This window comes from Exiguobacterium sp. s149 (assembly GCF_018618395.1).
In the GTDB taxonomy this organism is placed as follows: Bacteria; Bacillota; Bacilli; order Exiguobacteriales; family Exiguobacteriaceae; genus Exiguobacterium; species Exiguobacterium chiriqhucha.
On the sequence record NZ_JACSLZ010000005.1, the window covers coordinates 165016 to 182411 of the forward strand.

The 17396-nt window shown below is 53.0% G+C and carries 16 protein-coding genes; 2 read left to right on the forward strand and 14 right to left on the reverse strand.

From position 1 onward, the window contains the following. Window positions 1-18: 18 nt before the first annotated feature. On the reverse strand, window positions 19-1017 hold the full coding sequence (locus tag KNP81_RS09050; RefSeq protein ID WP_214719702.1) for an ABC transporter permease: 999 nt from the start codon (window positions 1015-1017) through the stop codon (window positions 19-21). Next, a complete protein-coding gene (locus tag KNP81_RS09055) occupies window positions 1010-1930 on the reverse strand; it encodes an ABC transporter ATP-binding protein (protein WP_214711058.1) in 921 nt (306 codons plus the stop codon). Before KNP81_RS09055 ends, KNP81_RS09050 begins: the two co-directional genes overlap by 8 nt. 117 nt (window positions 1931-2047) lie before the next feature. Here KNP81_RS09055 and KNP81_RS09060 point away from each other — a divergent pair, with 117 nt between their 5' ends. Next, entirely contained in the window at window positions 2048-2797 is a 750-nt protein-coding gene (locus tag KNP81_RS09060) for a GDSL-type esterase/lipase family protein (protein ID WP_214719703.1), read from the forward strand. Window positions 2798-2832: 35 nt separating this feature from the next. Here the strand turns inward: KNP81_RS09060 and KNP81_RS09065 are convergent, their stop codons facing one another. Then, window positions 2833-3504, reverse strand: coding sequence for a hypothetical protein (locus KNP81_RS09065; RefSeq protein ID WP_214719704.1), 672 nt, complete (start codon window positions 3502-3504; stop codon window positions 2833-2835). Beyond that, on the reverse strand, window positions 3491-4621 hold the full coding sequence (locus KNP81_RS09070) for a mandelate racemase/muconate lactonizing enzyme family protein (RefSeq protein ID WP_214719705.1): 1131 nt from the start codon (window positions 4619-4621) through the stop codon (window positions 3491-3493). Before KNP81_RS09070 ends, KNP81_RS09065 begins: the two co-directional genes overlap by 14 nt. Window positions 4622-4699: 78 nt before the next feature. On the opposite strand from KNP81_RS09070, the gene KNP81_RS09075 reads away from it, so the two are divergent. Continuing rightward, on the forward strand, window positions 4700-5893 hold the full coding sequence (locus KNP81_RS09075; protein WP_214719706.1) for an HTH domain-containing protein: 1194 nt from the start codon (window positions 4700-4702) through the stop codon (window positions 5891-5893). A 14-nt stretch (window positions 5894-5907) separates the two neighbouring features. On the opposite strand, the gene nhaC is transcribed toward KNP81_RS09075, so the two are convergent. The 10 genes from nhaC to mutL all read right to left on the reverse strand — a co-directional run bounded on the left by nhaC (window position 5908) and on the right by mutL (window position 17396). Beyond that, on the reverse strand, window positions 5908-7308 hold the full coding sequence (gene nhaC, locus KNP81_RS09080; protein WP_214719776.1) for a Na+/H+ antiporter NhaC: 1401 nt from the start codon (window positions 7306-7308) through the stop codon (window positions 5908-5910). Window positions 7309-7469: 161 nt separating this feature from the next. Then, window positions 7470-8564, reverse strand: a complete 1095-nt coding sequence (locus KNP81_RS09085; protein ID WP_214719707.1) for an amidohydrolase — start codon at window positions 8562-8564, stop codon at window positions 7470-7472. 20 nt (window positions 8565-8584) lie between these two features. Further along, window positions 8585-8929: a DoxX family protein gene (locus KNP81_RS09090; protein WP_198922698.1), complete on the reverse strand. Its 345-nt coding sequence runs from the start codon at window positions 8927-8929 to the stop codon at window positions 8585-8587. Between the two features lie 56 nt (window positions 8930-8985). Next, a complete protein-coding gene (locus KNP81_RS09095; protein ID WP_214719708.1) occupies window positions 8986-10248 on the reverse strand; it encodes a S1C family serine protease in 1263 nt (420 codons plus the stop codon). A 122-nt stretch (window positions 10249-10370) separates the two neighbouring features. Further along, the gene (locus tag KNP81_RS09100) at window positions 10371-11189 is read right to left on the reverse strand and encodes a fumarylacetoacetate hydrolase family protein (RefSeq protein WP_214719709.1); all 819 of its coding nucleotides are present in this window, start codon (window positions 11187-11189) and stop codon (window positions 10371-10373) included. Window positions 11190-11243: 54 nt separating this feature from the next. Continuing rightward, complete coding sequence (nrdG, locus tag KNP81_RS09105; RefSeq protein WP_214719710.1) at window positions 11244-11699, reverse strand: anaerobic ribonucleoside-triphosphate reductase activating protein; 456 nt, start codon at window positions 11697-11699, stop codon at window positions 11244-11246. Beyond that, window positions 11677-13521, reverse strand: coding sequence for an anaerobic ribonucleoside triphosphate reductase (locus KNP81_RS09110; protein WP_214719711.1), 1845 nt, complete (start codon window positions 13519-13521; stop codon window positions 11677-11679). The genes nrdG and KNP81_RS09110 overlap by 23 nt, the downstream gene beginning before the upstream one ends. A 189-nt stretch (window positions 13522-13710) precedes the next feature. Then, complete coding sequence (locus KNP81_RS09115; RefSeq protein WP_029595608.1) at window positions 13711-14553, reverse strand: formate/nitrite transporter family protein; 843 nt, start codon at window positions 14551-14553, stop codon at window positions 13711-13713. A 208-nt stretch (window positions 14554-14761) separates the two neighbouring features. Next, window positions 14762-15430: a 50S ribosomal protein L25/general stress protein Ctc gene (locus KNP81_RS09120; RefSeq protein ID WP_214719712.1), complete on the reverse strand. Its 669-nt coding sequence runs from the start codon at window positions 15428-15430 to the stop codon at window positions 14762-14764. Window positions 15431-15593: 163 nt separating this feature from the next. Continuing rightward, entirely contained in the window at window positions 15594-17396 is a 1803-nt protein-coding gene (gene mutL / locus KNP81_RS09125; RefSeq protein ID WP_214719713.1) for a DNA mismatch repair endonuclease MutL, read from the reverse strand.

Below are 17396 nucleotides of genomic sequence, written 5' to 3' on the forward strand. Positions count from 1 at the left end.
GGAAGGTGACGCCAGTCATCAATAAACATCTTTTTGTGTGAAATGGTAGAACGCATAAGCGAGAGCCGCTAGCGACCAGAAGAATATGACGATGAGCGAGAACGGTAATGTCATCCCCTCGATCGGTGGGGCTTGCCCCTCGAGATAGGTATGAAGACCGAAGTTGACGTTCACCAAATATTTCGAGCTGTCCCAATTCGACCCGAGCGACGTGAGGAGCGGTCCTGAAATCAGGACCGCCATCATGATCCCAATCCCAGTCGCCGTATTTTTGACGATGACCGAGATCATGAGTGCGATCGTCCCGACGGCCGCGACGACGAACCAGGATAGGCCGACCGACATGAGCAAATATTGCCACATCGGCAGCATATGGACGAAGTCGGTCGAGAACGTCCCGGTCGCCGAGGCTTGGAACCCAGTCAAAATCGGCGCGGTCCATCCGTCCCAACCGAGCACGATGCCAGAGATGACATAACTGACGAGTGCCGTGATGAAGATAAGAATCGACGTATACAGCAGCGTCGTCATCCATTTAGCAAGCAAAATCTTAAAGCGCCGGACCGGACGGGACAACAGCGTCTTGATTGTGCCATCATTATGCTCACCGCTGACGATATCGGCCATCAGGACGATGATGAAGAGTGGGAGCACGAGCGTCGTTCCTTGCGAGAAGAAGACACGCATGAACGTCGGCGCCCCAGGATAGTTCGGGTTAATATCATTATCTAAGTAATATTGATTCTGTTGGACCTGGAACTCCAAAATTTGACGGAACTCATCCTGAACGTTCGCCGAGGCGAGCCGGTTTTGCGTATCAACGATCTCTTGCTGTAAATCGACACGCCAGTCAATCGTTCCTTGTTCTTCCCGTTGTTTCTCGATCTGCCGGTAGTTGGCATACGTGAACATCGAGACGAGCACGATGAGAATGGTCGACACGACGAGAAGCCGACGTTTCTTATGAATCTTTAAGACTTCGTTCCGAATGAGGCCAAGGATTGACGGATTAGACAATATGGTCACCCCCGGTCAATGAAATAAACAATTCTTCTAGCGTCTGGACGCGTCGTTCGAGACCGAACACGTCGACGCCTCGATCGAGCAAGTAGCGATTCAAGCGAGCCGTTTCTTCCAGATTCATTGAGACCCGAATCGTCCGTTCATCGACAACATCGGCGTGATCAATCGACTCGAATCCGCGGATGATCGGCAAGACTTCAAAACTGTCGGCCACGTGGACATCGACCGTCGACGCCAACTCATGAATCAGTTCCTCGACCGTGCCGACTTTCACGATTTTCCCGCGCGACATGATGGCGACGCGGTCCGCGAGCAGTTCAATCTCGGCCAAGATGTGGCTAGAGACGAGGACGCTCAGTCCTGTCTCTTCAACGAGACGGCGGATGAAGAGTCGAAGGTCACGAATCCCCATCGGGTCGAGCCCGTTCGTCGGCTCATCGAGAATCAAGACACGGGGGTTGTTCAACATGGCCTGGGCGATGCCGAGACGTTGCCGCATCCCGAGCGAGTAGGTCTTCACTTTATCATCGATTCGTGCCGTCAAATCGACGAGATCGATTACTTCTTGAATCCGGGCCTCATCGACACCGGGCAACATCCGCGCGAAGGCGTTCAAGTTCTCACGCCCGCTCATGAACTTGTACAATTCCGGATTCTCAACGATGGCGCCGATTTGATTCATCGCCTGAACGAATTGACGTTCGACGCTGAACCCACAAATCGAGACGGTCCCGTTCGTCGGCTTAATCAATCCGACAATCATCCGAATCGTCGTCGTTTTACCGGCCCCGTTCGGCCCTAAGAAGCCGAACACTTCACCGGGGAACACATCGAACGAGATGTCATCGATGATCGTTTTTTTACCGATTACTTTTGTCAAATGATCTATCTTCAATGTTGGTTGCATCATCTCACCTCTCCTACATTCTATCGGACTCGATCGCATCTGTCCTATTCGAACATTCACATAGGGCAGGTTCACACTTATTTGATATGATAGTTCTATAGAAAGTGAGGTCATCACATGAAAAATGGGAAATGGTATACGTTTTTAATCGGTTCTGTCTTCTTGACGGGCATCGCCCTATACGGTTTATGGATCGGTTACCAAGATATCGTCAATCCGCCGGAACGGACACTCTCGGTCAGCGAAGATACGAGACCCGAACCGGTCGGTGATGTTTACGTCGCACTCGGAGATTCATTGACACGCGGTGTCGGCTCTACATCCGGTGCGGGCTACGTCCAACCGGTCGGTGAAGCGCTCGAAGAGAATAATATCCGTACGCAGAATCTGGCCGTCTCCGGCGCCCGGACGGAAGACTTATTGGCGCAGCTCGAACAACCTGAAGTAAGACGCACGATTGAGAACGCCCGCTATATCACGCTCACAATCGGCGGCAACGACTTGTTCAACCGCGGCGAGAATGTCGACAATTTCGAATCGGTCGATATCGATCAAGTCGTGACCGAAGCGAAGACGAACTTGAATGAGATCTTCGAACAAGTTCGCGGATTGAACGATACGGCGCAAATCGTCTATATCGCGCTCTATAACCCGTTCCAAGAGAACGAAAACGGAGAGGCGTTCAATCAATTGATTCTCGATTGGAACGCCTCGGCATCCACGTTCGCTAACGCGCAACGCATCGATGTGATCGATCCGTTCGCTTACGTCTCGGACGTCGGCCGTGACCTTGCGACCGACCAGTTCCATCCGAGCGACCGGACATATGAGAAGTTAGCCGAGGACGTATTGTTCATCCTCGAATAAGCAACATGGCCTGATCGTCGCGATCAGGCCATGTTTTATCGTTCATATTTGACGAGCCAGCTCTCCCCGTCGCGTGTCATCGTCGTCCCAAACCAGCCTGCCTTCAATAAGGCGACTTGTTGCTCCGTCTCGCCCATATCGAGCCACGTCGTGTCACCAGTCGGGAGCCAGTCGCTGTGCAGTTCTTTCATAAAAATGTAGCGCAGCTTTCCGCCATATTTCGGTTTGAGGGCACCGATGCGAAGGCCGAGGGCGAACTTATCCTTCAGGCTCGGGATATTGAAAGGCGCCACGGTCGCACAGACGAGGTCGAACCGACTGCCATGTTCAAGCTCTTTCATGAGTAGCCTACCGAGATACTGTTGCAGACCGTAGCCGCGGTAGTCCGGATGGACGTTCGTCACTTCTTGATACAAGATACGGTCGAGCGCATCAAGCGGATAACCGATGTCGTATCCTAGATGCTCTTCGTCGAGCGGCGGGATCAGGAGCGCGCGGAATGCGATCAACGTGCCCTCGTGGTACGCCCCAATCAATGTGCGGTCGGTCAACAGCTTTACGAACTCCTCAGTCGTGAGGGACTGGTACTGGCTTCCTTCCGTCAATGTGGCCATGACGGCCTGTTGCACCGCCTCGACTTGTGCGAGCTCTGTCATCGTCAAATAGTTGACCTCGATGTCGAGGCCGTTACACTCACTGCGCCACATGGTCGACCCCTCCGATGACATACGTCGCCTTTGTAAGCCGTGACAAGACGGCCTCGTCGACGTCGACACCGAGACCTGCCCCATCGGACAGGCGGATGAACGGCAAGTCGTACATCAAGTTGCCGATGTCTTCGGCGAAACGAAGCGGACCTGTCAACTCGACCGATTGGACGATTTTGCTCGAGAAGGCGACATGAAAGCCTGCACTCGAGGCGACCGACGACTCGACCATCGACCCGATTTGACACTCGATGCCCGACATTTCGGCCATATGCACGAGTTTTTTCGCCGGGTAGATGCCGCCACACTTCATCAGTTTGATGTTCACTTTGTGGGCGGCCTGCATCATCGTCAACCGACGCATCTCCGTCACGCCGCGCACCCCTTCATCAATCATGAGCGGCACCGTGATTTTCCCTTTCACTTCGACCATGCCTTCAAAGTCGTCGGCCTTGACCGGCTGTTCGACCCAATCGATTTGGAATGGCTCGAGCTGCTTCATCGCTTGGAGTGTCTTGGCGGCATTCACCCAACCCTGATTGACGTCGACCCGAATCGGCACGTCTGGGCCGACGGCACGACGGACCGCCTCGACCCGACGTACGTCCGAGGCGACGTCGACGCCGACTTTCATCTTGACGGCCGTGTACCCTTGTTCAATCTGTTCGCGAGCCTCGGCCGCCATCGCCTCCGGCTCGCCGATACTGAGGACGTGCGTGACCGGAAACGCGTCGTGATAACGGCCACCGAGCAAATCATACACTGGAAGCCCGAGCTTTTTCCCGACGACATCATGACAGGCGATATCGAGAGCCGCCTTCGCCGCCGGCACGTCACGGATGGCCCGGTCCATCACGTCGTGAATCCGTTCCATCTGTATCGGATTTTCTCCGATTAAGAGCGGTCCGAGCACATGTCGAATCACACTGATTGTACTATCGAGCGATTCGCCCGTGACATGTTCATCGGCGACGGCCTCTCCATAGCCGACGTGACCACATTCGGTTGTCAATTTTACAATCACTGAAGGCATGTCGTCATAACGATGGTAACTGACGATGAACGGCACTTTTAACGGTAAACGAATCGCAAACAGTTCGATTTTCTCTATTCTCATATCCATTCTCCTTTACTTCTTACTTGTCATTAGCTATATTGTCGTTAAATAGTCGTTAAATTGCAAGGAGGAGTTTTGATGTCCATCCATATCGCCATCGTCGGATCGCACGAATTTGTGGAGACGATTCGCTCGCTCGGTTCACCAGAGGACGTCCGGTTCGCCTATCATCCGTATGAGCATCCGCACGAAGCAGCGACCATCGCTCAAACGCTCGGCTCGTTCGACGGCGTCTTTTTTTCCGGCTCATTCCCGTTCGCCTATGCGACCCCTCATCTTAGCCACGTGGCGGCACATCACGTCGTCCAAGACGAGACTGTCCTCTTGACGACGCTTCTATATGCGACGCTCACCCACTCCGTGTCGCTCAATCAAGTATCAATCGATTTGGTCGAACCGAGACGACTGACGTCGATTCTCGACTCGTTTCCAAACGAACGGGTCGCCCCCACCGTCATGCGCATCAGTCCTGATCTCGCATTCGAGGACGTCATCGCCTTTCATACCAATCACCAAGGCAAACAAACGAATCTGGCCATCACGAGCATCGAGCGGGTACATCATGAGCTCGTTCGTGCCGGGTTCAACAGTCAACTGATGATTGAGCCGACAGTGACCGTCAGGAACCATCTCGAACAGTTAATTCAACAAGTTCGGCAACAGTTGGCCGATGCCGCCCAGTTCGCCATCATCCGCTACGACACGGACGATATGGCGTTGCGTGACCATCTCGACTCGGTCCGGTATCTGGGTGGACATCTCGAGTCCGCGGAGGACCATCACATCACAGTATTGACGACCAAAGGTGAAGTGCTGAACGCGTTCGAAGAAGATACGCTCGCACCGAACGGGACGTACCGCATTGGAATCGGTTATGGCACGGACTATCAACAGGCGGACGAGCATGCTCAAATCGCCTTGTCTGCCGCAAGTGAAGAGCGCATCCGCATCGTCGATGATTCCAAACGATTATCGTTCCCGACCCGTGACGCGCACATCCCGTATCGCGTGACGGAACAACTTGCCTTCGACTTCATCAAACAAGCCGGAGTCAGCCCCGTCAATATCGGGAAGATTTTACAATTCGCCAAACGAAAGCACGAGTTCACGGCTAAAGAGTTGACCGACTATCTCGACGTGACGCGACGTACGACGGAACGGCTCATCAAAAAACTACATGACGCCGGCATCGTCGATGTGATCGGTGAAGAGATGAGCTATGGCCAAGGCCGGCCTCGCGCCGTCTATAAATTCAATTTCCCGACCTCATGAGGCCGGGAAATTTTTTATTGCGCCGCTTGTTGTTCAATCGGTGGTTCTGCACTCAACACAGCGATCCGTTCAATCGTGAAGCCTGTGAACGCATAGATGATTAAAATGACAGGAACGACAAAGTTTAAGATAGCGTATGGCGCGTATTCGAACGCCCCGACGCCGAGTGTCCCGAGAATGAACACGCCGCACGTATTCCACGGGATGAAGACCGACGTGAGCGTACCGCCGTCTTCAAGCGCTCGCGACAAGTTCTTCGAATGAAGTCCCATCTTCTCGTAGGCACTGGCGAACATGCGTGACGGCACGACGATCGAGATGTATTGTTCGGAACATGATGCGTTCGTCGCGAACGCCGCTAAAATCGTCGAAGCGACCATCGATCCGGCCGTCTTCGCAAGTTTGACGATTTGGTTCATGATGGACTGGAGCATGCCCGAGTATTCCAAGATGCCCCCAAACGTCATCGCGACGATCGTCATCGAAACGGTATACATCATCGCATCGAGACCACCCCGACTGAACAAGTTATCGACGAGTTCGTTGCCGGTGTCGATCACGTATCCACTTTGGAGCGCGCCGACACTATCTGAGAGCGAGCCGCCTTGGACGATGACTTGCGCCAAAAAGCCAAGGGCGATGCCGACGACGAGTGCCGGAATGGCCGGCACTTTTTTCGCGACGAGCGCGATGACGGCGAGCGGGATTAGCAACAACCACGGTGAGATGACAAAACTGTCTTTTAAAATCGCGAGCGTCTGGACGATTTCCGACGAGTCCGTCATCGTCTCGCTGAAGCGGCGGCCGAGCCACCAATACGCGCCAAGCGCAATGATAAGGCCCGGGATAGTCGTATAGAGCATGTGACGGATATGGACGAATAGGTCAGTATGCGTCAAACCGGCCGCCAAGTTCGTCGTATCCGACAGCGGCGACATCTTGTCCCCAAAATAGGCGCCAGAAATGACCGCTCCGGCGACCATCGGTGCTGGTATCCCCATACTTAGCCCGATGCCCATCCCGGCGACGCCAATCGTCCCCATCGTCGACCATGAACTGCCGATGGAGAGCGCAACGACCGCACAGATGATACAAATCGTCACAAGAAAATAGGCCGGTGAGATAATCGTCAACCCATAATAAATCATCGTCGCGACGACGCCTCCCCCAATCCACGCCCCAATTGTCAAGCCGACCAAGATGATGATGACGACCGCCGGCAAAGCGAGCCGAATCCCTTTGTACATCATCTCTTCAATCTCTTTCCACTTATAGCCGTGTCGCCAGGCGACGAGTGCCGCCACCGCAGTCCCGATGATGAGCGGGATGTGTGGGCCTTGTTTTAATTGGACAATGGCTACGAGCATGACCCCGATCATGACAAGTAGCGGCAATACTGCCCAGCGAAGCTTCATGTCTACCTTGTTCCCCTGTTGTTCCATGTACCTTCCTCCCCGATAGCGAAAGATTCTGAATTGTCGTTATATTGTCGCTAATAAAATTATGATAACGCTTACATTCGAGGAAGGCAATAAAAAAATGAACGGAAGCGAAGTCCCCTCGTTCATTTCGTTAATCAATTAGTGTGTACGGCCCGTCGCAACGTATCGGCGAGCAGGGCGGACGCTTCCGGTAATACGTCACGATCGAACGTCATTTGTGGATGATGAAGCCCTGGTGTCAAGTTGGCCCCGATTCCAATCATCGTCGCATCGAGTCCCGGTTGCTCGACCGTATAAAAATGAAAATCGTCGCTACCTGACGTGATGATACGATCGACGAGCGCATCATCCCCGAACCGCTGACTAATCGCTTCAGCCGCATGTCGGCTCGAACGCTCGCCAATCAAGGCGCCAGGGGTGAAATCTTGCCACTCCCAGTCGATCGTCACTCCATGCAGGACTGCAATCTGGTGCAACATCGTCTCGACCCGGTCGCGCAGCTCGAGCAGTTCCTTGTTCTGTTGGGCCCGGACGTCAATCGAGAATGTCGCATTGCCCGGAATGATGTTCAAATTCTCACTCCCAGCTCGTACACCCGTCAGTTTGACCGAATGCGGCTCAAACGGTGACAAATAGATACTCTTAAGCATCTGTTGAATCGTGAAAATGACGTCTAACGCGTTCTGACCTTGATGCGGCCGCGCGCCATGAGCATCGTCCCCGCTGATCTTGCCTTTCAAGAAGAACGCGGCCCCATGTTGAATCGCAGCCGCATATTGACCGCGTTTCAGTTCCTCGAGCGGACGCAAATGAATGCCGTACAGCTGACTGACGTCTTGTAACGCCCCGTGTCGAATCATCGCGAGCGACCCGTTGCCTTGTTCTTCGGCCGGTTGGAAAATAAACCGGACCCGTTTCGGCAAGTGTTCGTGTCGCAACTCATCAAGTGCACCGAGCACCATGCTGATATTGGCATCATGGCCACATGAGTGATTGGCTTGGAACGTCCCGTCAACTTGTTGCCATAACGCGTCGATGTCGGCTCGGACAGCGATGACATCATCTCCCTCACCAATCTCGGCGATGACGCCGGTGACGTCGGCAAACGTTTCGTGACGGACTTGCCATGACGTCAAAATATCGGCAATCGTCTTCGTCGTCTCGAATTCATTCCAGCTCACTTCGGGATGGGCATGAAAATGCTCAAACCAGTTCAATACGTTCGTCATGATCGATCCCCCATATGTACTTATATTTTTTTGACCCCTTTAATCAATACCCATTGCAGCGGCAATCGGGCCCACGTCACCCATTTCGGGAGCGGCATCTTGCCGAGTTTCGACGGTTTGAGCGCCATATTGATATTGGCCGGGAAGACGGCAATCAAAAATGCCGGTAACGTTCCCTTCACAAACCGTGTTCCCTTGTTCGTGAGCAACAGTGCGCCATAGACGACTTCGATGACCCCGCTCGCCTGGACCATGAACCGTTTGAACGGCCATGATTTCGGAATGATCGACATGAACGCCCGTTCTTGAACGAAGTGCATGATGCCGGCTCCTAAAAATAAAACACCGTATAGTGTGCGAATCAATGGAATCCCCTCCTTTTTTCTAAGCATAACAAAAAAGATGGGCTACGTGCCCATCTTTACAATGCATCCCCATTCGCATTTTGAATCTCGACATCGACCGTCTCGGTCTTGCCGTCACGAACGTATTCGATTTTGACCGTTCCGTCCGTATCGCGAATCAATTCACTCCGAAGGTCAATGAACGACGAGACGGCTTGATCGTTAATTTTCACGATAACGTCGCGTGCTTCGAGTCCGGCCCGTGCGGCCGAGCTATTCGTCTGCACTTCGACGATAATCGTACCGGCCGTCACCGACTCCGGCAGATTGATTTGCTCGGTCAAGTACCCGGGTGGAAACTCGGACACGTCACGGAGCGACACGCCGAGCGATGGATGGTTCACTTCGCCCGTCTGTTCGATTTGGTTGATGAGCGGCAAGGCGATATCGACTGGAATCGAGAAGCCGACCCCTTCCACCGAATCGGTCGCAATTTTCATCGAGTTGATTCCGACCAATTGGCCCGATTCGTTAATCAAGGCGCCACCGGAGTTACCTGGGTTGATGGCAGCATCCGTCTGGATGACCTCGGCATTGAAATCGGCTTGTCCGTTCTCATCCGTATCGACCGGAACGAGACGGGACGTCGACGAGACGACGCCGCGCGTGACCGAGTTCTCAAACTGGCCGAGCGGATTGCCGATGGCGATGACAGTCTGTCCAGGCTTCAGTTCACTCGACTTCCCCATCGTGATGACGGATGAGACTTTGTCCGCATCGACTTCGAGCACCGCCAAGTCGTACGTGGCGTCACTGCCCATCAACTTGGCGTCCGCTGTCGATCCGTCATTGAATGTCACGGTCAAACGGTCAGCACCGTTGACGACGTGATGGTTCGTGACGATGTAAGCCGAGTCACCGTCTTTCTTATAGATGACACCCGAGCCGACACCAGCTTCGACCGATTCATTCGATAATCCGTTCGAAGCAAAATTGTTTACCGTCACGACGGCAGGTTGTGCGGTCGCGACCGCATCGATGACCGAGCTGTCCGCCGTCGTCGATGTCGTCTGGACCGGTGACCCTTCCGACGTCACGTTCGTATCAGACACGTTCGTTGGGACTTGATCGATGAACGGGAAGGCGATGGCCCCAGTCAAGACAGCACCGATTACCCCACCTACAAACCCAGGGAACATCCGACTGACGAATGAAGGTCGGGCCGGTTGTGTTGCGCGCGACGGCTCGTGTCGTTGTTCGGACGAGCCAAGCTCGGTGTCGAGCCAATCCTCGCGGCGATTTGGTTCATTTGATTCTGTTGGACGATCGTTGCGTTCCATGTGTAATCATCTCCTATATGATGTCTCCTCTTTTGTTATACCCTTAGTATAAGAGGCATAGTCATCGTTGTGCGGAAATGAGACATCGATTACAAGATTCTTCACAATTTGCGTCAATTGGGTCAGACGATAACGTTTTTTAACGTCCCGAGTCCCGTGATGCTCACTTCGATTGTATCCCCAGATTGGAGATAGACGGGCGGTTTAATCCCATGGCCGACCCCCGCCGGCGTACCGGTGGCGATGATATCACCAGCTTCTAGCGTCATCCCTTTCGACAACGTCCGAATCAACTCTTCAATTGGACGAATCATGTCCGTTGTCGACCCGTTTTGGCGTGTCTCACCGTTCACGACCGTTTGAATCACAAGTGGAAACGAGAGCTCATCCGGTGTGACGATATACGGTCCGAGCGGACAAAACGTGTCGAACGATTTACCGCGGAAAAATTGGACGTGCTGTTTTTGAACGTCCCGGGCCGTGATATCGTTCAAAATCGTATAGCCGAAAATATGGGCGTCGACGTCGTCGATGTCCCGTCCTGATTTCCCAATAATGACGGCGAGCTCGCCTTCGTAATCGAGTTGGTCGGTCAGTTCAGGATGACGTTCAACGACAGCCCCTGGTCCAACGACCGAAGTCGGAGCTTTCGTGAAGATGACGAGTTTGCCGGCTCCCGCCGTATCCATCTCTTTCACATGCTCTTCATAGTTCTTGCCGATACAGATTACGTTTTTGAGTGGTCGGTATGGCGCGACGAGCGTGACGTCGGTCAATGGGATCCGAGGTGCGACGTCCAAATCGACATCCGGTTTAAACTCCCGCGCGATGACCTCTAACAACGAAGTCGTATGTAATTGGTCACTGACGTCATAAACAAACTCCCCCGCCACGACACCGACCCTTTGCTCTCCTTCGACTTGAAAACTACACCATTTCATCAAAATTCCCCCTTTTTTGCTAGTATACAAAAAATCGGGACGCGACGGCCCCGATTACGCTTTGTTCAAGAAAATAATTCGCTGATTGCTCGACCCCCGAAATCGGAGCGACCGGTCCATGAGCGGCTGTTCGAAACGACCGTCGACAAGTACATCGGCACGATCGAGCACGCTCGTGACGTACTCATCGTCCATACCTTGTAACTGTTCGAACGTATAGCCTGTATACACCCACACGTTTTTCTGAAGCGCCTTGCACCCGTCGACGAGCCGTGACAGTGCTTCTGGTTGCAGGAACGGCTCTCCGCCCGAGACGGTAACACCGTCCCACCCGGATTGTTCGATTCGAGTGAGCAAGTCCTCGACTGGTACGTCTTCCCCACCTCGCGGGTTCCACGATTCCGGATTGTGACATCCAGGACAGCGATGAGGGCATCCTGCCGTAAAGATGACCGTGCGAATGCCTGGACCGTCGACGACCGATTCGTTAAGTACGGATAGGACGAGCATGATGCTTCACCCTCGCTCGTTCTTCTTCTCGTTTCGCCGAATTCCATCGGTCCATCGTACCGACCAGATAGCCGGTGATGCGACGAATCCGTTCAATTTGCTCTTCCTCGCCACACGTCGGGCACGCGGCATCAATCGTTCCCTCGAGGCCGCAGTTACCGCACCGGTCGACGGGATGGTTAATCGATCCGTAGCCGACGTTTTCGGTTCGCATGAGCCGGACGATCGCTTCGACCGCTTCCGGGTTATGGGCGAGCGACCCGTCGACTTCGACATAAGTGATATGACCCGCGTCACAAAGCTCATGGTACGGCGCCTCCAATCGAATCTTGTCACGAATCGACACTGACTGGTACACCGGTACATGAAACGAATTCGTATAAAAGGCGCGGTCGGTGACACCCTCAATCATCCCGAACGCCTGCTGGTCCTTCAATACGAACTTCCCAGATAATCCTTCGGCCGGGGTGGCCAAGAGCGAAAAGTTTAAATCGTGCTGCTCTGCTGCCTGTCTCATCCGATTACGTAAATGTGTGACGATATCGAGTCCGAGACGTTCCGCTTCCCGTGAATCGGCATGCGTGCCGCCTGTGAGCACGCGTAGCGCTTCGGCGAGACCGATGAAACCGACGGACAACGTCCCTTGCTTCAGTACATCCCGTAGCTCTTCTTCCGGTTGGAGTCTCTCGCTGCCCCTCCAGACGTGTTGAGCATATAGGAATCGGAATTCGTCGGCATGACGTTTCGCTTGATAGTCGTAACGCTCGAGCAATTGTTCGATGGCGACGTCGACGTAGGCGTCGAGCGTCTCAAAAAATGTATGGATGTCCGGAGCGACGAGCGCCATCTTGACCAAGTTCAAGGTCGAGAACGATAAATTACCTCGTCCAATCGATGTCTCGGCGCCGTGACGATTCCCCATCACTCGTGTCCGACACCCCATATAAGCGACTTCTGAGTCATGGCTCCCATCATAATATTGCAAGTTGAACGGGGCATCGACGAACGAGAAGTTTGGGAATAGACGCTTGCCCGTCACGCGACAGGCGAGTCGGAACAAGTCGACGTTCGGGTCGGTTTCATGAAAGTTGACGCCCTCTTTTACTTTAAAGATTTGAATCGGGAAAATTGGCGTCTCCCCGTTGCCGAGCCCCCGCTCGGTCGCATGCAACAACTCGCGGATGAAAATCCGGCCCCAACGGCTCGTGTCGGTCCCGTAGTTGATGGAGACGAATGGCACTTGGCCGCCTCCTCGCGAATGCATCGAATTGGCATTATGGATGAACGCTTCACACGCTTGATAGGTCGCTGTGATTGTCTCGGTCTCAGCGACTTCGAGAAGTTGCTCGGTCGACCATTCCACCGGAAGCTTCTTGAGACGCTCCAGTTGACGTTCATACGTCTTTTCGACGTATGGCGCTAAATCGACATCGAACATCGGGAACGCTTGACCCCCGTGTTGCATATTCTGGTTCGCTTGAAGAATGATCGAAGCGAGTGCCATCGCCGAACGGATGTCCTGGGGTGGTCGAATCGTCCCGTGACCGGTATGAAATCCGTTCGTCAACAACTCGCCGAGCGGGATTTGACAACACGTCGTCGATCCCGTCACGTAATAGTCGGCGTCGTGGATGTACAAAAAGTTGTCTGCGACGGCCTGACGTGTCCTCTCTGACAACAAATACGTTGTCGACAGCTGTTTCGATACTTCCGAGGATAATCGTGCCAGTTTGCCAAGTGGTGATTTCCCGTCGACGTTGGCGTTCTCTTGTACGAGATCTTGATCTGGGAGAACACAGACATCTTCATAAAGCTGGAGCATGTTCACTCCGCATCACCTCACTATATATTGATATGAATCGAGTTATGAACTCGATTCAATTCCATATATAGATTATGTCATGTTTGAGCATGGAGATGTGGAGTCTAAATTGTGAGCGTTGGTTGTGATATAAACGCAAAAACAGCCAAGCCCGCATATGGACTCGACCGTTCTTTCAAGTGACCCAACTTATAATTCTTTAGCTGGTTTCACGATTTTTAATTCAACTTCTTCTTTTTCCTCTGACTCTTGAGCTTCGCGCAAGCCTTTCGCGTTCAACCACGTATAGATCGCACCCATGAACAAGGCGCCGCCGATGATGTTACCGAACGTGGCCGGAATCAAGTTGTGGATGGCGCCGGCAAAGCTAATCGCCTCAGGGTGTGGGACGACGAGCGTGAGCGCAAATAAGACGAAGTTGGCGATGACGTGATCAAATCCTGACGCGAAGAAGACGGCGACGAGGAAAATCATCGAGAAGATTTGAGCGAACTCATTTTTCATCTGTTTTGGTAAGAAAATCGCGAGACAGACCATCCAGTTACAGAAGATGGCACGGAAGAAAATCTCGACCGTCGTATGATGCATCTTGCTCTCGACGACCGCGAACAACCAGTTATCCATCCCGAGTTCTTGGATGACGCCGGTCGGGGCAAGCAACAAGGCGAACAAGACGCCACCGAGTGCGTTCCCGACGAAACAAAGTAACCAGACGAGCATCGTGTCGCTGAGCGTCGTATAGCCGCGTAACGTCGAGGTCGTGAAGTACATTGTGTTCCCCGTGAACAGTTCTGCTCCGCCGTAAATGATCATGACAAGGGCGATCCCGAATGAGAACCCACCGATGAGTGTCGTGAACGGCGAATCGATCAAGTACATTCCGTTGACGACTTTAAGTGTGAAGATTGAAGCGAATCCGATAAAGATCCCCGCGAGCATTGCCCGTAAAAAGTATTCCATTGGCCGATAATGAATCATTTGCGAAGATGCCTGAGCTTTTTTCCGTAATGATTCGAGTGCATGGATTTCCATTGATGCCATGTCACAAACCCTTCTTTCTGTTTGAATGAACCCATATAATAAGAACGAACATGTGAAATCATTAACAATATAAGCCCGAATCCAATAAATTGCAATCGACCTTGGACCTTGTTGACACATTTTTCACATCGTAATCGTTTACATTTGTCGGATTTGTGACGAAAAAAACGACCCTTCGCAAAGGGTCATTTGATACAGCTTATTCTTTGTCTGCAGACTTCTCTTCAGACTCCTCAGAAGATGCCTCAGCCGACTCTTCTTCAGTTGCTTCAGCTTCACTTTCTGTCGTTGTGTCTGTGTCTGCTTCAAGTTCTTCAAGAGAGACCGGCTCGTTTACAGATGCGATTTGAAGCTCGCCATCCGAGACGATTTCATAGTCTTTGTTCTCTGGAATGTCAGCTACCGTGACCGAATCACCGATACCGAGTTCAGAAACATCTAGTTCAATTCGTTCCGGAATGTTAGCCGGTGTCGCCGATACCGTTACTTTATAAAGCGTTTGCGCCAAGAAGCCGCCTTCTTTGACACCTTTCGCATCGCCGACGAGTGTGACGTCTGCTTCGACTTCCGTCGCTTCGTCCATCTTCACGGCCATGAACTCGACGTGCTTGTATTCGTTTGTGAACGGGTCAACTTCAGTCCCGTGAACGAGCGTGTTCACTTTCTTGCCGTCGATGTTCAACTCGATTAATGCGTTGTCACCGTGTTCGCGGAGAATCTTGCGAAGTGCCATCTCCTCGAATGCAACTGGTGTGCTCTCGACTTTATAGCCGTATACGACACCTAGTACTTTACCTTCTTTACGCAAGTTTGCGCGGACCGAACGTGGTCGTAATTCTCGTTTCGTTACTTTAAGCGTGTCTGCCATAATCTTTTCCCCCTACTGGTTTATCGATCATGTCTACATCTTGAGGGTGAGGCAGTGAAAAAGCCACCTCTCAACCTCGATGCGTTGAGTGACATGTGTATATTGTTCCCATAGGCACCCGGACATAAACGTTACAGCCGGTTAAAAAAAGATTACAAGCGTGTCACATAACCCGTTTGAACAACTTCTCAAGTTCGTACGTGCTCCATTTCACCAAGATCGGTCGCCCGTGCGGACATGTATACGGGGACGTCGTCTGATTGAGGTCATTCAGCAATTGCCGCATCATTTCGTGGTTCAATGGATGGTTCGCTTTAATCGACCGCTTGCACGCCATCAAGATTGACGCGTCTTCCCGATATTTGGCGAGATTGACAGAGCGGTCCCGAATCGCCATCTCAATCAAATCGCGGACCGTTCCTTCTAAATCGTGTTGCGGGTACCACGTCGGAATCTCCCGGACGAGGAACGTGTTGCCACCGAACGGCTCCAATTCGAGACCCGCTTCTTTCAAGAGCGGAGCGACTTCTTCAATCGCGAGCGTCTCTTCTTGCGTGAACTCGAGCGGGAGCGGGAGCAGCAACAATTGATATTCCTTGTCCGGATTCCCGAGTTGCTCATAAAACAATTCGTATTTGATCCGTTCCTGAGCGGCGTGTTGGTCGATGACATACATGCCGTCTTCGGAACCGCAGACGATATAGCTCGCATGCAATTGGCCGATGACGTCGAGCGGCGGCAACCGCTCTCCTTTCGTCTCAATTTTATCCGATTCGATAATCGGGTCGGTCGGTGCAGGCGCTTCATTGACGAGCGGGGTCGGCGACCATCGGCTTGGTGACGTGACAGGTTCACGGGGAATCGGATAGTTCCACGTCGGCGGTTCATCCGTGACAGGTGTCCGTTCGACCGTGAAATCAAGTCGTTCTTGTTCGGTCCGATTAACCGGTCGCTCTTTCGGTTTGACCGATGGGATTAAACGCTGTTCCCGGAGCGTCAGTTGGACCGTCTCGCGAATCAACTGGCACAGCTCTTTCTCTTTCGAGAGTCGGACTTCCCGTTTTGTCGGATGGACGTTAACGTCAATCAACATCGGGTCCATCTTCACTTCGAGGACGGCGATCGGATAACGACCAATCGGGAGTAGCGTGTGGTAGCCCTCGAGCACACTTTGGGTCAGCGCAAAGTTTTTGATGCTCCGTCCGTTCAAGATGAGCGTCACATACTGCTTGTTCGACCGGGTCACTTCCGGACGGACGAGATGGGCGCTCAAGCTATAGTCGTTCGTCTTGCTTGACGCGGTGACGATTTGCGCCGCGACTTGACGTCCGTAAATGGCGAGCATGACTTGCTTGATGTCGCCGTTGCCACTCGTCCGCAGGAGTTCCTTGTCTTCATGGAACGCCGTGAGGCGAACTTCCGGGTGGGATAAGGCGATCCGGTTCAACGTATCGGTGATGCTCGCGAGTTCGGTCGCCGACGTCTTCAAGTATTTAAGGCGGGCCGGTGTATTGTAGAACAATTGACTGACCGCTATCTCTGTTCCGACGTTGGCTGCGGCCGGTGTTTGCGCCGTAACGACACCCCCTTGGAGCGTCATCTCAAATCCGTCCTCTTCGGTCCGGCGTGACTTCAGCGTCACATGACTGACCGAGGCGATGGACGCTAAGGCCTCTCCACGGAAGCCGAGCGTGCGAATCCGGAACAAGTCGTGCTCGTCCCGAATTTTGCTCGTCGCATGACGCAAAAAGGCGCGCGGAGCATCCTCTTCATAAAACCCGTGCCCGTTATCCCGAACTTTAATGAGACGTATCCCCGCCTCCTCCAAGTCGACTTCGATTTTCGTGGCACCGGCATCAATCGCATTCTCGACGAGTTCTTTCACGACCGAGGCCGGGCGTTCGACGACCTCGCCGGCCGCGATTCGGTTGGCCAGTTGCTCCGGTAACTCTTGAATGATTCCCAT

Bases quoted from the DNA above. Each gene is read 5' to 3' on its own strand.
- KNP81_RS09055 (WP_214711058.1), bottom strand. From the start codon at position 1,930: ATGCAACCAACATTGAAGATAGATCATTTGACAAAAGTAATCGGTAAA.
- KNP81_RS09060 (WP_214719703.1), top strand. From the start codon at position 2,048: ATGAAAAATGGGAAATGGTATACGTTTTTAATCGGTTCTGTCTTCTTG.
- nrdG (WP_214719710.1), bottom strand. From the start codon at position 11,699: ATGCTCGTCCTATCCGTACTTAACGAATCGGTCGTCGACGGTCCAGGC.
- mutL (WP_214719713.1), bottom strand. From the start codon at position 17,396: ATGGGAATCATTCAAGAGTTACCGGAGCAACTGGCCAACCGAATCGCG.
- KNP81_RS09120 (WP_214719712.1), bottom strand. From the start codon at position 15,430: ATGGCAGACACGCTTAAAGTAACGAAACGAGAATTACGACCACGTTCG.
- KNP81_RS09110 (WP_214719711.1), bottom strand. From the start codon at position 13,521: ATGCTCCAGCTTTATGAAGATGTCTGTGTTCTCCCAGATCAAGATCTC.
- KNP81_RS09075 (WP_214719706.1), top strand. From the start codon at position 4,700: ATGTCCATCCATATCGCCATCGTCGGATCGCACGAATTTGTGGAGACG.
- KNP81_RS09085 (WP_214719707.1), bottom strand. From the start codon at position 8,564: ATGACGAACGTATTGAACTGGTTTGAGCATTTTCATGCCCATCCCGAA.
- KNP81_RS09070 (WP_214719705.1), bottom strand. From the start codon at position 4,621: ATGAGAATAGAGAAAATCGAACTGTTTGCGATTCGTTTACCGTTAAAA.
- KNP81_RS09095 (WP_214719708.1), bottom strand. From the start codon at position 10,248: ATGGAACGCAACGATCGTCCAACAGAATCAAATGAACCAAATCGCCGC.
- KNP81_RS09100 (WP_214719709.1), bottom strand. From the start codon at position 11,189: ATGAAATGGTGTAGTTTTCAAGTCGAAGGAGAGCAAAGGGTCGGTGTC.
- KNP81_RS09115 (WP_029595608.1), bottom strand. From the start codon at position 14,553: ATGGAAATCCATGCACTCGAATCATTACGGAAAAAAGCTCAGGCATCT.
- nhaC (WP_214719776.1), bottom strand. From the start codon at position 7,308: ATGAAGCTTCGCTGGGCAGTATTGCCGCTACTTGTCATGATCGGGGTC.
- KNP81_RS09065 (WP_214719704.1), bottom strand. From the start codon at position 3,504: ATGTGGCGCAGTGAGTGTAACGGCCTCGACATCGAGGTCAACTATTTG.